The sequence below is a fragment of the Melittangium boletus DSM 14713 genome, assembly GCF_002305855.1.
Taxonomy (GTDB): domain Bacteria; phylum Myxococcota; class Myxococcia; order Myxococcales; family Myxococcaceae; genus Cystobacter; species Cystobacter boletus.
Genome location: NZ_CP022163.1, coordinates 9,613,493 through 9,627,959, shown reverse-complemented (window position 1 = coordinate 9,627,959; position 14,467 = coordinate 9,613,493). Strand labels below are relative to the sequence as shown.

Sequence of the window (14,467 nt, the reverse complement as noted above, 5' to 3'; positions counted from 1 at the left end):
CAGGGGGCCCACTCCGGAGGACCCCATGATCACCTATGACGTGTTCGCGCCCGCCACCGAGGAGGAGCGCCAGGCCCTGTTCGCCCGGATGAGGGCCGAGCCGGGGCTTTGCCGCGTCGAGCCCCTGGGGGCCTACGGGGCCGCCCGCCACGAGGATGCCACCGCGATCCTGAAGGATCCCCAGACGTTCTCCTCCGAGGCCCTCGCGGTGACGGCGGAGCCGCCCTGGATCGGGCCCAACCCGGTGGCGCGGTCCCTGCTGACGAAGGATCCCCCGGCGCACACCCGGCTGCGGGCGTTGATCAACCGGGCCTTCGGCGCCTCGGGAATCGCCCGGCTGGAGGTCCGGGTGCGCGAGGTGAGCGAGCGCGCGGCGGAGGACGCCGTGCGCCAGGGCGAGGTGGATGTCGTGGAGGCCTTCACCCATGTCGTGCCGCGCGACATCATCGGACACATGCTCGGCCTGGATCCGAGCACCTTCCCGCACTTCAAGCGCTGGTCGCAGGGGATGGCGGGGATCACCGCCGCGGTGACCCCCGCGCAGCAGGAGGAGTGCCGGTCCGTGGTGCGGGAAATGAATGTCGCCCTGCGGGAGGTGATCGAGGCACGCCGTCGCCAACCCGCGGAGGACATGGTGAGCGATCTGCTCCAGGCGGAGGTGGAGGGGCGGAAGCTCTCGGATGACGAGATCCTGTCCTTCCTCTTCCTGCTGTTGCCCGCGGGCATGGACACGACGACGCAATTGCTGGGCAACGCGCTGCTGACGCTGGCGCGGCGGCCCGAACAGTTGGAGCGGGCCCGGGCGGACCAGGCCCATGTTCCGCGCTTCCTCGAGGAGGTGTTGCGCTACGAACCTCCCTCTCAGCTCAGCTTCCGTCTGGCCACGCGGGACGTGGAACTGGCGGGGACGCGGATTCCCGCGGGGAGCCTCGTGCTGGGCATCATCGGCTCCGCCAACCGGGACGAGCGGGTGTTCGACCAGCCCGACCTCTTCCTGCCTGGCCGGAGCAAGGGCAACCAGCACCTGACCTTCGGCTATGGCATCCACTTCTGCCTGGGGGCGCAGCTCGCCCGGCTGGAGGCGCGCATCGCCCTGGAGGCGTTCGTTTCCCGGGTGAGGGGAATCCAGCTGTGCTCGCCCACCGTGGAGTGGATTCCCGCCATCGCGAGCCATGGCCCCCTGTCGCTCCCGGTACGACTTCTGCCCGCTTGACTTGCATCGACGCCCGGACCCCTGGCATGGAAGTGGGATGACCGCCCGTCCGTCCACGCCCGCCATGTCGAGCCACCGCCTGTCCGTCGCGCCGATGATGGACTGGACGGATCGGCACGACCGCTTCTTCCTGCGCCTGCTGTCCAAGCGCACGCGGCTGTACACGGAGATGGTGACGGTGGGCGCCATCATCCACGGCGACAAGGCACGGCACCTGGACTTCTCCCACGAGGAGCACCCGGTGGCGCTGCAACTGGGCGGGAGCGATCCGGCGCAGCTCGCCGAGTGCGTGCGCATCGCCGAGCAGTGGGGCTATGACGAGGTGAACCTGAACGTGGGGTGTCCCTCGGACCGGGTGCAGAACGGGATGTTCGGCGCGTGCCTGATGGCGAAGCCGGACCTGGTGGCCCGCTGCGTGGAGGCGATGCGCGGCGCCACCCGGTTGCCCGTCACCGTCAAGCACCGGCTGGGCATCGACGATCTGGACTCGTACGAGCTGCTGACGCGCTTCGTGCGCACGGTGAGCGGGGCGGGCTGTGACACCTTCATCGTGCACGCGCGCAAGGCCATCCTCCAGGGCCTCAGCCCCAAGGAGAACCGGGAGATTCCGCCGCTGCGCTACGACTGGGTGCGCCAGCTCAAGGCGGACTTCCCCCACCTGACCCTGTCGCTCAACGGAGGCGTGAAGTCGTTGGAGGAAGCCCGCGCGCACCTGGCGTGGGCGGACGGCGTGATGATTGGCCGCGAGGCGTACCAGAACCCCTACCTCCTCGCCCGGGTGGACTCCGAGCTCTTCGGCGAGACGGCCCCTGCGCCCACGCGGCGGCAGGTCGTCCAGGGGCTCGAGCCGTACATCGAGGAACTGCTCGCGCGGGGTGAGTACCTGTCGCGGGTCACGCGGCACATCCTGGGGCTCTTCGCGGGACAGCCGGGCGCGCGGGGATGGCGGCGGGTGCTCAGCGAGCGCGCCAACAAGCCGGGCGCGGGGATGGAAGTGCTGCGCGACGCCCTCGCGCAGGTGCCGGATCGCGTCCTCGACGAGCCCGCCACGGGGCCGCGCTCAGGGAGTGTCGCGGGACCCCTCGACGTGGGACTCGCCGACGGCATACAGGCGCAGCCAGCCGTGATGGCGCAGGAAGCGCTGGAGGGGGCCGCGCAGCGCCGCGCGTAGCTGGCGTTGACCCTCGGGGGAGACGGCCTCGTGCGCGGGCACGCGCCAGACCTCTCCCAGCAGGGCCTCGGAGGGCGCGGCCCCGGCGGGCACCAGCCGCAGCACGAGCGTGTGGGCTTCCTCGGCGGTGGGCGCCGGCGCATCCAGGGGCGCGGCACTCGGAGGTGGAGCGAGGGCCCGCACGCTCCCGGGAGTCGCGAGGCTGTTGAGGAGCGCGGCGGCGAACTCGGCGACGCCTTGTTGGGGACAATGAAAGAGGACCGTCCAGGTGCGCGAGGCGGGCTTTCCCGCGGGTTGGAGCCACCGGAAGAGGGCCACCGCGAGCGCCGCGCCGAGCAACTGCGCCGCGACGAACGACTCGACATCGAGCGGGTGGACGGCATCGGCGCGGGTGCTGGCCGCGCGGGCGAGGACGAGGGCGGGGTTGGCGAGGGAGCGCGAGTCGGTGAGCCACACGGTGGCCGCCACGTAGGCCGCGACGACGAAGGGCGTGGCGGCGGGCCGGGTGCGCGCACAGCCCCGCGCGAGGACGAGCAGGCCGAAGGTGGCGACGAGCTCCGAGAGGAACTGCGCCGAGCTGGCCGAGGGGGTGTGCCGGACGAGGAGCAGGGGCTCGCCACACAGGAGGTGGGCCACGACGCGGCCCGCGAGCCCGCCAGCGCATTGGGCGAGCACGTAGCGGGGCACCTCCCGCCAGGGAGTCCCATCCTCGAGCGCGTCGGCGAAGGTGAGAGCGGGGTTGAAGTGCGCGCCCGAGAGGGGTTGGAGCACCCAGGCGAGACAGGCCAGGACGACGCCGACCGCGAGCGACATGAAGAGCCGTCCCTCGGGGGAGGTGACGCCCAGGGGATCGGCGAGGTGATGGGCCCCCTCGAGCGCCACCACCAGCAGTCCGCATCCGAGTGCTTCCACCCCGAGGCGCCGGGCCCTGCCCAGGCGTTCCATGTCCGAACGGGGGACCATTGCCTCAGTCCCAGCGCAGCACGAGCTTGCCCACCGTGTCGTTGCTCGCCATCCGGGAGAAGGCCGCGCGTGCGTCCTTCATGGAGGAAACGGCGTCCACCACGGGCGTGAGCGCCTTGGACTGGAACAGGGGCAGGAGGCTGCGCTCGACCGCCTGGGTGAGGGCCATCTTCTCCTCGGGAGGACGGCTGCGCAGCACGGTGCCGGTGACCTTCAGACGGCGCGTGAGGATCGTCCCCAGGTCCGCCTGGGCCTGTCGGCCCGCCACGAGCCCCACGAGCAGCACGCGCCCCTGGAGCGCCATGGCGCTCAGCGTCTCGGGCAGGTAGTCCCCGCCCACCAGATCCAGGGCGAGGTCCACGCCCCGTCCGCCCGTGGCCTGCTTCACGGCCTCCGCGAACCGGGGCGGCTGGGTGTCACACAGCACCGTCTTCTCCACGCCCCACTCGCTGGCGCGCGCGAGCTTCGAGGCATTGCGCCCCGTACCGATGACCTGGACGCCCATGGCGCGGCAGATCTGCGCGGCGGCCGAGCCCACGCCGCTGGCCACGGCGTGGATGAGCACGGACTCGCCCATGCGCAGCCCGCCCTGGAGCACGAGCGCGTCGAAAGCGGTGAGGTAGGCCTCGGGCAGCGCGGCGGCCTGGGCGAAGTCGAGCGCCTCGGGAATGCGCAGGGCCTCGCGCTCATGGGTGACGAGCTGCTCGGAGAAGGCCCCGCCCCCCACGAGCCCCATCACCCGATCCCCCACCTTGAAGCGCCGCACGAGCGGCCCCACGGCCAGTACCTCGCCCGCGTATTCGAGGCCCGCCACATCCGCGGGGACGCCGGGGGGCGAGGGGTAATGCCCTTGAAGCTGTAGCAGATCGGCGCGGTTGAGCGCGGTGGCGTGCACGCGCACGAGGAGCTCCGAGGCACCGGGCGTGGGCGCGGGCCGCTCGTTGAAATCGAGGACCTCGGGGCCTCCGGGACGGGTGATACGAAGGACCTGCATGGATTCAGGGCTCCTGGGAGGGGGAGGGGACGCGCGCGAGACTGTAAACGCGCTGGCCCGGGGGGACTTCAAGGCTTATGACTGAGGCGTGTCCATGACTGTCCGAGAGTGTTCCATCTGCCGCAAGCCGGTCGCGTCCCGTGCCGAGAACCCGGCGTTTCCATTCTGCTCCAAGCGCTGCCGCATGGTGGATCTGGGGCGCTGGTTGGGTGAGGAGTACCGGGTGCCGGATCGTCAGGCGGACGAGCAGGAGGACGAACTGCCGCCGGACCAGCATCCCGAGCGGACGGGCGGAGACGCCTGAGTCCTTGATATTGCTGGGCCTTCGCGTCGGGGGGCGGGCGGGCCTTCATGCGTCTGGGAGCCCGTCCCACGAGGGGCGCGCGCACCGGGGAAGCGCTGGAGTCCGTCCACGCGGGGCGATATACGGGCCCGTGTGAAACGCGCCGTGAAGCTCGTCGTCAGCCTGCTCATGACCGTGGTCTTCTCCTGGTGGGCCTTCCGGGAGACGAACTGGCAGTCGCAGGTGTCCAGCCTGAAGTCGGCCAACTACCTGTGGGTGGTGCCGTACTTCGGCATCCTGATGCTCATCCATCTGGCGCGCACGCTGCGTTGGGGTTGCCTGTTGTCGGGCATGGAGCGGGTGCCCTTCCGTCCGCTCAACGAGGCCTCGGGCATTGGTTTCATGATGCTGCTGGTGCTGCCGTTTCGCCTGGGCGAGTTCGCCCGTCCGTTGCTCATCGCCCAGCGCAGCTCCATCCGCCGCAGCGCGGCGATGACGTCGGTGGTGCTCGAGCGCATCACGGACGGCATGTTCGTGGCGGTGATGATGCGGGTGCTGCTCTTGTTCGTGTCGGCGGACGTGCCCGAGCTGCGCTACGTGAAGCTGGGCGCCAACCTCATGTTCGCGGTGTTCGCGGGCGGGCTCGCCTTCCTGCTCTTCGCGCTCTGGCACCAGGACACCGCGGTGCGCCTGGTTCGCATCACCGTGGGCCGGCTGGTGCCGGCCGTGGCGGACAAGATGGCGGACGTGGTGGACAGCTTCGTGGGCGCGATGCGCCAGTTGCCGGACCGGCGCCAGATGGCGGGCTTCTTCCTGTTCACGCTGATGTACTGGGGGCTCAACGGCGCGGGCATGGCGCTGCTGTCGCGGGCCTTCGGCGCGTCGATGAGCCTCACGCTGTTCCAGGCCTACGTCCTCAACTGCGTGCTGGTGGTGGGCATCATGGTCCCCGCGGCGCCCGGCATGATGGGCACCTTCCAGGCGGCGATGAAGGTGGGCCTGTCGCTGTTCCTGCCCGCTTCGGTGGTCAATAGCAGCGGGCTGGCCTATGCCAATGTGCTGTGGCTGTGCCAGACGGTGCAGCAGGTGGGCCTGGGCGTGTTGCTGATGTCCGCGGGTCACCTGTCCTTCCGGGATCTCGCGGGCAGACTGGACAAGGAGCAGGCGGCGAGCACGTTGCCGTCGGCCTGAGTGCACGGGCCCCGGGCGGAAAGAGGGGCCCGCTTCGCCGATCAAAGCTCTTCGTTGAGCCAGCGCACGATGGCGTCGCGGATGGACGCGGGACGCTCCGTGCCGCTCCGTGAGCCGAACATCCGCTCCAGGTCCGCGGCCAGGGGTGCCTTGTCGCGCGCCAGCGCCGGATGGCGGGCCTGCCAGGTCAACGACGTCCTCACGACTCCCCTCCGGCATCGGGCGGGCGGACGTACTTGCTGAGCAGATCCTCCACGGCTTCGCGGAGGTACTCGCTCTGGTGGATCCGCGTGCGGCGGGCGAGCTCACGCAACTTGTGGACCTGCTCGATGGGGACGAGCACGTGGGTGGAGACCACGGACTCCGTGGCGTCGGATCCGTTCGAGTCGGCCGAAGCCGGGGTGGCCTCGGGGCTCGTCGGGCTGGCGCTGGCATCCTGCATCGGAACTACCTCCTCGGGACCGCTACAGGCCACTACCGGCCTGTGGGGGGCATTAGGGGGGCAGGCGGGGGAGCCGTCAAAAAAACCTCTTCCGCGTGCGCGACTTGACGCGGTGGGAGACCGGCTGCTACGTGCCCGCTCAGCAAGGGGAGTAGTTCGCGCCGGGAGTGAGCGGCGCCGGAGCGCTCGACACACTGGCCCGTGAGGGCCCGGGCCTCCACCTCGCGAGCGCGCGAGGCGAACGAGACCTTCGGACAGGGTTCAACCTGGCCGAGGTCCGTCGTGCGCGCGAGCGCTCCCATGACACCTCGGCCCGAGAGCGGTACTGAGGAGTGTTGTCGAGATGGAAGCGATTATCGGTTCGTTCTTCCTGGTGGCCGCCAGCGAGATGGGTGACAAGACCCAATTGCTGGCCTTTTCGCTGGCGTCGCGCTTCCGCAAGCCCTGGGTGGTGCTCGCGGGCATCCTGGTGTCCACGCTGGCCAATCACGCGCTGGCGGCGAGCGTGGGCGGCCTGGTGTCCCAGCATGTGCCTCCCCGGCTCATGGCGGGCATCCTGGCGGTGCTGTTCATCGGCTTCGGGTTGTGGACCCTCAAGCCAGACACGTTGGAGGACACCCAGAGCCCGGCGCGCTTTGGCCCCTTCGTGACCACGGTGGTCCTCTTCTTCCTGGCGGAGATGGGGGACAAGACGCAACTGGCCACGGTGGTGATGGCGGCGCGCTACCAGTCGGTGTCGCTGGTGACGATCGGCACCACGCTCGGGATGATGGCCGCCAACGGCCCCGCGGTCTTCCTCGGAGACAAGCTGGCGGCCAGGGTGCAGATGAAGTGGGTCCGCTGGGCGGCCGCCTTGCTCTTCTTCTTCTTTGGCCTCCTGTCGATCATTGCCGCGGTGCGAGGCGGGTAAGTCCCCGCGAGGCCGCTACTTCGCCGAGGCGCAGTTGCTCGCCGCGTAGCTTCCCGTGAAGGTCCCGAGCTGGGGCTTGTTGTGTCCCAGCTGCCACAGGACCGTGCCGAGATCGGTCAGGTTGGTGGGCTGGGTCCAGTCGTTGACGGCGTGGAACTGGCCGGACTGGGTCAGATTGAACGTGTCATCCCAGTTGGGAGTGCCGTGCCACGCCACGATGCCCACGCCCTGGGCCGGTGCGTTGTTGAAGGCCACCATGCTTCCGGCCTTCAACCGGGGCACGTCGCTGTTGGTCTTGTCCCAGCCCGTCTCTCCGACGATGAGCGCCAGGTTCTTGGACTGCACCGACTTCACGTAGTTGATGAACTCGGTGGTGTGCGGCGAGCTGCCGCCCGCCTCGGCCCAGGCGTTGTAGACATGGATGGAGAAGAGCATGTTGCACTGGTTCTGTGCGAGCTGGGGCCCGTAGGTGGGGATGAGATTGCCCGGTACTCCCCACCGGTTCCACTCCTGACCCGCCACGCCTCCATCCACGACGATGATGTTCTCCGCGCCCGTGGCGCGGATGGCGTTGCGCAGGGTCGTGTGGATGGACACGTAGTCCGTTGCCGACTCACCCCAGATGGGCTCGTTGATCAGATTGAACCAGACATAGGTGTTGTTCTTGTACTTGTTGGCCAGGGCGATCCAGGCCTCCTTCGTCTGGTTCAGCTTGGTGGCGTCGATGGTGCCGCCGCTCCAGACCTTGTCGTGGAACTCGATGAGGACCACGATCTTCTTGGACGTGTAGGCCTGGATGATGCGATCGATCTTCGCGAAGTTGCCATTGGACGCCGTTCCCGAGACGAGCCCATAGGTGTTGAAATTGGCATGGGGCAACTGGGCGCCATTGATGCGGATGAGGTTCCAACCCCATTTGACGGCCTCGGCGGAATAGTTCTCCGTGCTCCGCTGGAAGAAGTCCCAACCGTCGAGATTGGCTCCCACGGGATAGAATTTCTTCCCGTCTGGCGCCACGATGTCCTTGCCAACGATGTAGAAGCGTCCGGTGGGATTGGCCACCGCGGTGGTCATGGTCTCCGCGTGTTCGGCCTCCGAGGGAGACACCTCGGAAGACATCTCGGCACCTCCGCAGGCGCTCAGCAGCAACGGCAACAACCCCATCAGCTTCATCGGCTTGAACACGCAATCCACCTTTCGTTCTGTTCCCCTGTGGGATGACGGACACAGTCTATCGCGTGATTTACTTGGATGTGGATTATTTCTGGTTTTTCGTGGAGGCGACTCTCATAAGAGGGACGTCCCTCGTGGTAGGTACTGCCGCGTATGATTGATTACGATCCGCACCGCTGGTGGACCTACTTCCATTACCTCCGGGGCTCGATGATCCGTGAGATCATCTACCGGGTCCTGGCCGGTGTCATATGGGCCGTGGGGGTGACGGCCGTCCACCTGTATGTCCGTCGCGTGGATATTCCCGTCACGGTGCACTCGCTGGCGGGAATCTCCTTGAGCCTGCTACTCGTCTTCCGCACCAACTCCTCCTATGACCGCTTCTGGGAGGGACGGAAATTGTGGGGTGGCATCGTCAATGAGACGCGCAACCTGGCGCGCGCCGCCGGCGTCTTCCTGGGAGAGAACTCGGACCTCTTCCGCACGCTGGTGCACTGGACCGCCGTCTTTCCGTACGCGACCGCCGCTTCGCTCCGGCGGACGGTCCATCTGGGGCCGGTGGCGGAGCTGCTTCCCTCCGGGGAGGTGGAGCAGGTGAGAAGTGCCCAGCACGTGCCGCTCGCGGTGGCCCGGAAGATGAGCGCGGCGCTCGACGAGGGCCGGCGCCGCGGTCACTACAACGAATTCGTGCAGATGCAACTGGACCAGAATGTTCAGCTGCTCGTCGACTTCCTGGGGGGCTGCGAGCGCATCCACAAGACGCCCATGCCCTTCGCCTACATGCTGCACCTGCGCCGGGCGCTCGTTCTCTACTGCTTCACGCTTCCTTTCGCGATTGTGGACGCGTTTGGCTGGATGACGGTGCTCGCCACGTTCGTCGTCACCTATGTCTTCTTTGGCATCGAGGAGATCGGCGTGGAGATCGAGGATCCCTTCGGCATTGACGACAACGATCTACCTCTGGAGCGGATCTGCGAGACCATTCGGGGCAATCTGCTGGCGCTGTTGCCCTCCCAGCCGGGGACACCGCATCCGTGACGAGTCCCTATCTCAGGGCAGGTCGCGGGCCTGCGTTGGCGCCACGGGCGCGAACGCGGCGGAGACGCACTCGCTCCGGGCGAAGCCCTGTCTCGCGGCATGTTCGGCGGCGGTGCTCGCGTCCTTGAAGAGGAGCATGTCCTTGAAGCGCGTGGCGTTCGCGCTATTGCCCGCGTCGCGGATGTAGATGGCGCGGACGCGCCCAGGGAACTCGTCGCGGATCTGCGCGTAGACCTCGGGATCCTTCTCGCCCGAGTCCCCCACGAGGACCACCGGGTGGGGGAAGCGCTGGAGCAGGCCTCGGATGATGGGCTGTTTGTAATCGGAGAGCGTTCCCGGCCCCAGATCCCTCAGGTAGAGGCCGAAGCCCGAGGGAAAGCCGTGGCGGGAGAGGAATGCACCCACGCGAGGGGCGAACTGCACGGGAGAGCCGCTCACCAGCGCGAAGGCGGGCACCCGAGTCGCGTCCGCGCCGAGGCAACCATAGAAGCCCGCCATGCCGGAAACCACCTGCTGGGTATCCGCGTCCCGTAGCAGCGCGTTGGTCACCAGCTTGTCCGGCTGGGTCACCTCGGAGATGGCCAGGGTGTCATCGAAGTCGGAGACGACGAGGAACGGGGCGGAGTCCGGGATGATCTCCACCGGAGCCTGGGTGCTCGCACCGGGCACGCTCGCCTGGGCCGGATGGTTGCCCACGGGGAAGGGTTTGTCCGCGGGGGCGGGCAGGGTGACCTGGAAGTTGCCGTCGGCGCCACTGGTGACGTGAGCGGAGACCCCGAGGAAGGACAACTCCACCCGGGCGCCCTTCCAGTTGGCCGTGGCCAGACGCCGCAGGTTGCGGGTCAAGGCCGTGCTGCCATGCGGGGTATCGGCGAGGACGCGGCCCTGGAGGGTGACGCTGTCGGGGCGGCCGAGCGTGGGAAAGAGCAGCACCGCCGGAGCCGCGAGCGCGGAGGACGTGGCCAGGCAGAGCAGGAGCGCGGAGAGACGGGCGGGCGTGGAGGGGCGCGGCATGAGGCACGAGGATATGCCAGGGAACATGCCCATGAAAAAGGCCGCCCCTCCAGGAGGGAGGGGCGGCCTCGAGTGAATCAACTCGGACTCAGACTACCAGTTGTTGCCGCCGCCATTGGTGATGGCGAAGCCGCCGTTGCTCTGGTTGACGGCCTTGCCGCTGGGGGCGTTGTTCACCGTCACGTTGGTGAAGGTGGCGCCGCCCTTGGCGGTGGACAGGACCTGGATGCCGTAGGTCGTGGGGTTGCTGATGGTGATGTTCTGGAACGAGGTGTTCGTGAACACGCCCCCGTTGTTGCTCTGGATGCTGATGCCCTGGTAGGTCGGGTCGATGATGTCGACGTTCTTGATCGTGATCCCGTTGGTCGGGTTCATGTCGGCGCGCAGCCAGATGGAGCCGAACTGCTGGCCGCCCCAGTAGGTGCCGCCGGTGCGCACGAGCGTCAGGCCGTCGATCGTCGCGGACTCCATGGGGAAGGGCTGGAACTCGGAGCTCACGGTGAGGCCGGGGTAGGTCAGCGTGTCGTAGGCGATGCTGTTCTCGATCCGGTTGTTGCGGCCGCCGTAGATGGCGAAGCCCGCGGCGCGCCAGGTGATCTGCGCGGTGCAATTGCGGATGACGTTGTTGATGTTCGGCTGGGGGTAGAGGTCCGTGGCCGACCAGATGGCGAAGGCGTCGTCACCCGTGTTGCGCGCGTGGGAGTTCTCCACCACGCCGTCCTTGTTGCCGTTGCAGAGGTTGACCGCGTCCGCGCCGGTGTTGCGGAAGCGCACGTTGCTGATGCGCAGGTTCGTCGACTCGTTGAAGCCGCCGACCCAGTAGCCGCACTGCACGTGCTCGACCCACATGTTCTCGATGACGGTGTTGCGGTGGGCCGAGTTCACCCACGCCTTGCCACCCTGGGTGCGCAGGCCGTCCGTGTTGCCGAAGATGGCGAAGTCCCGGAACGTGGTGTTGTCACCGGTGATGTTGAAGCCCGTCTGACCCCAGCCCGCGTCCTCGTTCAGGGCCGCGCAGAAGATGCGGCTGTGCCACAGGCCCGCGCCCTGGATGGTGATGCCCTTCACCTGATACTTGTTGGTCTGGTTGAAGACGCCGGGCGGGATGTAGACGCCCTTGAACCGGCCCGCCTGCGCCGCCATGATCGCCTGATTGATGGCGTTGTCATCGGAGATGCCGTCGTTGGGGATGGCGGGCTCCCAGCCGTTGCCAGCCTGGGTGATGTCGACGAAGCCCTCCGGCTTGGCGATGGGGGCCGCGACGAGCTCCAGGTCGACGAGATCGATGGCGTAGTACGCGGCGGTGTCGCCCGAGTCCTTCTGCAGGCGGACGGTGGCGCCCGCGGGGATGGTGGTGCTCAGCAGCTTGCTGGCCTCGTCGTAGATGCGGCGCGGCTTGCCGCCCGAGGGGCTGTTGGACTGCTGATCGTCACCGCCGTAGACCCAGGCCTCCTTGGAGGAGAGGGTGAGGGTGGTCAGCTTGCTGCCGTTGACGTAGAGGCTCAGCGTGGCCTGGATGCCGCCGCCGCCCGGAGCATCGGGGATGCTGTTGCGCACGACGATGGCGTTGGCCGCCGCGGTGGTGGTCCACTGCACGTAGTGGCCGGTCGAGCTGAGCACGACCGCCTTGCGGCCCGAGGCCTCGCCCGGGATGGTGCCGAGCTCGCGGCTGGGACCCTGGACCTGGGCGTTGGTCGTTCCCGCCTCGGCCTCGTACTCGATCCACGGCACGTTCGCGCCGCGGCCGACGTAGATGCTGGAGGACAGGGTGTTGTTGCTCTCCACGGCCTCGGAGATGGCGTTGGAGGGGTCCACCGTGGCGACCAGGGTGTGGTTGCCGTTGGAGGCCGTCCAGGTGCCGCTCAGGACGACGGCGGCGGTGGCGTTCGCGGCGAGGGCCGAGGAGGTGACGCCCGTCAGGGTCGTCGTCCCGTCGATGACGAGCCTGACCGAGACGGAGCTTCCCGTGGCGTCCAGGCCCTGGTTCGCGATGGCGACCGTGTACTTGACGGCGGCGCCGGCGGCGGGCGTGGAGGGGGAGGGCGAGATGGACTGGACGACCAGATCCGGACCGGGCGTCTGGGAGACGGTGATGTTCTTGCTGAAGCTGTTGTTGGTGTCGTTGAACTCGGCGATGGCGTTGTCCGGATCCACGACGGCGGTGATGGGGAACGTGCCGTGGGCGGTGGACCAGGCGGCGCTGGCCGTCAGGGTCGCGCTCGCGCCAGCCGCCAGGGTCGTGGTGGTGGCCGAGGTCGCGATCTCTTGATCGTTCACGCGGAAGGAAACCTTGTGCACGCCGCTGGGCGTGGCCGCGGTGCCGCTGTTCTTGACGACGGCCTTGAGGGTGATGGCCTCACCCGCCTGCGGGGGGTTATGCGCCGCGGTCCACTGGATGTCGGTCACGGTGAGGTCGGCCTTTTTGGCGGCCGTGGCGCCCACGGTGATGTAGTCCAGGTTGACGTTCGCCAGGTCGCCCGTGTCGTACTGGTAGGCGATCTGATTGCTGCCCGCGTTCAGGTAGAAGGTCTCGGTCTTGGTGGCCCAGGTGTCCCAGTTGCCCGTGGTGGGCAGGGCGCTCTGGAGGCTGCGCGTGCCGTTCACGTAGACGGAGAGGTTGGAGTCCGCGAAGCCGTTGCCATAGCGCAGGCCCACGTCGTACCAGCCCGCGCTGGGCGCGGAGACGGTGAAGCGGGTGCTCGCGCCCTGGGCCCAGTAGCCCTCCACGAAGCCCGAGCCGCTATATCCGGCGTGGTTGGTGGTTGGCACGGCGCCGCCGCTCAAGGTCGCGGCTTCCGCCTCGTACTTGGAACCGCCCGAGCTCGACGCGTAGTTCGCGGTGAGGGTCGTCGCGGCGCCGGTCGTCTTGTAGGTGGTGGAGGCCGAGTAGATGTTGCCGAAGTTCGCCGCGATTCCTCCCGACCAGGAGCTGAACACCTGACCGGCTGGTGGGGCGTTGGCCGTGATGTTCACGGTGGTGTCGGCGGCGTACGAGCCGCTGCCCGAGCCGTTGTTGACGGTCAGGGCATAGGTGTTCGTTCCGCCCGCGGGCGAGCCGAGGACCTGGAACTCCGCGACCTGAGCGCCGGTGGAGCCGCTGTTCGACGCGAACTGGAGCCGCACCTCGCTCACGGTCGCCGTCACGGGGATGGTGATCTGGTTGCCGGTCGCGGGATTGAAGGTGTAGGTGGCCGCGGACACCAGGGTGGAGAAGGCGCTGGTGCCCGTGTTGTGTCCCAGCACCGTGAGGTTCTGGGTGCGCGTGCCCCAGATGCTGTCCGGGTTGAGCTGCAGCACGATCGCGCTGATGTTGTAGTTGGCGCCCAGGTTCACCGTCAGGGTGTTGGGATAGGCGTTGGGCGCCCCTTCCCAGTAGGTGCCCCGGTTACCGTCGTTCGCGTTCGTCGCGACGTAGACCTGCGTATACCCCGACGTGGTGATGGGCTTGCCCAGGGCGACGTTCTGGTCCGCGGCCTGGGTCACGACCCCCATCTCGGTGGGTGCCTGCCGGGCGGGCTCGCCACACGCGCTGATGAGTGTCTGGAGGCCGAGAAGCGCCATGGCGCCTCCAGACCGGCTCCAATCTGGAATGATTCGGGTCTTCAATGCCAGCTCCCTCTGGGCGGCGGTTCGCCCGCGCCCGTTGCTCTTGTCGATGAAATGGTCTGAACATCAGTTGGAGTTGCTGCCCGCCGGAATTTGCCTGGCCACCCGCGACTCACGACTTGCTACATGCCCAATCTGATGCGGTTGGCATGATTGACATAGAACAGCTAATTCCGTCAAGCACGGAAAGTCATGTTCTTCGGGACCTGATGAGGGATGAGGATGACGCGGCGCGCTTGGGGGTGACGCATTGCGTCGAAGTTCGTGAGCGAGGCCAAAGCCTGTCATCGCCTTGAGTGCCTGGGAAGGGCAGGGTTTGGGCGCATGGAGCGGCTGTCTGGGTTTGACCTTGGCGTGGGACCTCCGCCGCCGGGAGGGGGGGCTTGCCGTGGGTGCTCCCGGGACTGGAGCCGGGCATGCTCGCCAGTGACGTGGAGGCGGCCTCCCGCTGGCCCGCTCACCTCCTGTG

Annotated in this window: 13 protein-coding genes; 6 read left to right on the top strand and 7 right to left on the bottom strand. The window is 68.0% G+C overall.

Annotated features, from left to right (window positions below):
* Positions 1–25: 25 nt before the first annotated feature.
* Both MEBOL_RS39660 and dusA read left to right on the top strand, forming a co-directional pair.
* Positions 26–1,213, top strand: a complete 1,188-nt coding sequence (locus tag MEBOL_RS39660; RefSeq protein ID WP_157823965.1) for a cytochrome P450 — start codon at positions 26–28, stop codon at positions 1,211–1,213.
* 37 nt (positions 1,214–1,250) lie between these two features.
* Entirely contained in the window at positions 1,251–2,384 is a 1,134-nt protein-coding gene (gene dusA / locus MEBOL_RS39655) for a tRNA dihydrouridine(20/20a) synthase DusA (RefSeq protein WP_095982272.1), read from the top strand.
* On the opposite strand, the gene MEBOL_RS39650 is transcribed toward dusA, so the two are convergent.
* The gene (locus MEBOL_RS39650; protein ID WP_095982271.1) at positions 2,274–3,347 is read right to left on the bottom strand and encodes an aquaporin; all 1,074 of its coding nucleotides are present in this window, start codon (positions 3,345–3,347) and stop codon (positions 2,274–2,276) included. The two genes, dusA and MEBOL_RS39650, sit on opposite strands and share 111 nt — an antisense overlap.
* A 4-nt stretch (positions 3,348–3,351) precedes the next feature.
* Positions 3,352–4,341 (bottom strand): NAD(P)H-quinone oxidoreductase, encoded by a 990-nt coding sequence (locus tag MEBOL_RS39645; RefSeq protein WP_095982270.1) that lies wholly within the window; start codon positions 4,339–4,341, stop codon positions 3,352–3,354.
* Positions 4,342–4,435: 94 nt separating this feature from the next.
* Between MEBOL_RS39645 and MEBOL_RS39640 the strand changes: the two genes are divergently transcribed.
* Together MEBOL_RS39640 and MEBOL_RS39635 are read left to right on the top strand one after the other, a co-directional pair.
* On the top strand, positions 4,436–4,645 hold the full coding sequence (locus MEBOL_RS39640; protein ID WP_095982269.1) for a DNA gyrase inhibitor YacG: 210 nt from the start codon (positions 4,436–4,438) through the stop codon (positions 4,643–4,645).
* Between the two features lie 132 nt (positions 4,646–4,777).
* Complete coding sequence (locus tag MEBOL_RS39635; RefSeq protein ID WP_095982268.1) at positions 4,778–5,815, top strand: flippase-like domain-containing protein; 1,038 nt, start codon at positions 4,778–4,780, stop codon at positions 5,813–5,815.
* A gap of 41 nt (positions 5,816–5,856) precedes the next feature.
* Here MEBOL_RS39635 and MEBOL_RS41705 read toward each other — a convergent pair whose 3' ends face one another.
* Positions 5,857–6,018: a hypothetical protein gene (locus tag MEBOL_RS41705; protein WP_157823963.1), complete on the bottom strand. Its 162-nt coding sequence runs from the start codon at positions 6,016–6,018 to the stop codon at positions 5,857–5,859.
* Positions 6,015–6,257, bottom strand: coding sequence for a ribbon-helix-helix domain-containing protein (locus MEBOL_RS39630; protein WP_095982267.1), 243 nt, complete (start codon positions 6,255–6,257; stop codon positions 6,015–6,017). Before MEBOL_RS39630 ends, MEBOL_RS41705 begins: the two co-directional genes overlap by 4 nt.
* A 343-nt stretch (positions 6,258–6,600) precedes the next feature.
* On the opposite strand from MEBOL_RS39630, the gene MEBOL_RS39625 reads away from it, so the two are divergent.
* Positions 6,601–7,167 (top strand): TMEM165/GDT1 family protein, encoded by a 567-nt coding sequence (locus MEBOL_RS39625; RefSeq protein WP_095982266.1) that lies wholly within the window; start codon positions 6,601–6,603, stop codon positions 7,165–7,167.
* Positions 7,168–7,182: 15 nt separating this feature from the next.
* Here MEBOL_RS39625 and MEBOL_RS39620 read toward each other — a convergent pair whose 3' ends face one another.
* The gene (locus tag MEBOL_RS39620; protein WP_157823961.1) at positions 7,183–8,352 is read right to left on the bottom strand and encodes a glycoside hydrolase family 5 protein; all 1,170 of its coding nucleotides are present in this window, start codon (positions 8,350–8,352) and stop codon (positions 7,183–7,185) included.
* A gap of 141 nt (positions 8,353–8,493) precedes the next feature.
* Between MEBOL_RS39620 and MEBOL_RS39615 the strand changes: the two genes are divergently transcribed.
* The gene (locus tag MEBOL_RS39615) at positions 8,494–9,378 is read left to right on the top strand and encodes a bestrophin family protein (RefSeq protein WP_095982264.1); all 885 of its coding nucleotides are present in this window, start codon (positions 8,494–8,496) and stop codon (positions 9,376–9,378) included.
* A 12-nt stretch (positions 9,379–9,390) separates the two neighbouring features.
* Here MEBOL_RS39615 and MEBOL_RS39610 read toward each other — a convergent pair whose 3' ends face one another.
* Both MEBOL_RS39610 and MEBOL_RS39605 read right to left on the bottom strand, forming a co-directional pair.
* On the bottom strand, positions 9,391–10,392 hold the full coding sequence (locus MEBOL_RS39610; RefSeq protein ID WP_095983296.1) for a phosphatase domain-containing protein: 1,002 nt from the start codon (positions 10,390–10,392) through the stop codon (positions 9,391–9,393).
* Between the two features lie 93 nt (positions 10,393–10,485).
* Positions 10,486–13,953 carry a CARDB domain-containing protein gene (locus MEBOL_RS39605; RefSeq protein ID WP_095982263.1) on the bottom strand — a complete coding sequence of 1,156 codons (3,468 nt, stop codon included), beginning with the start codon at positions 13,951–13,953 and terminating at the stop codon, positions 10,486–10,488.
* Between the last annotated feature and the right edge of the window lie 514 nt (positions 13,954–14,467).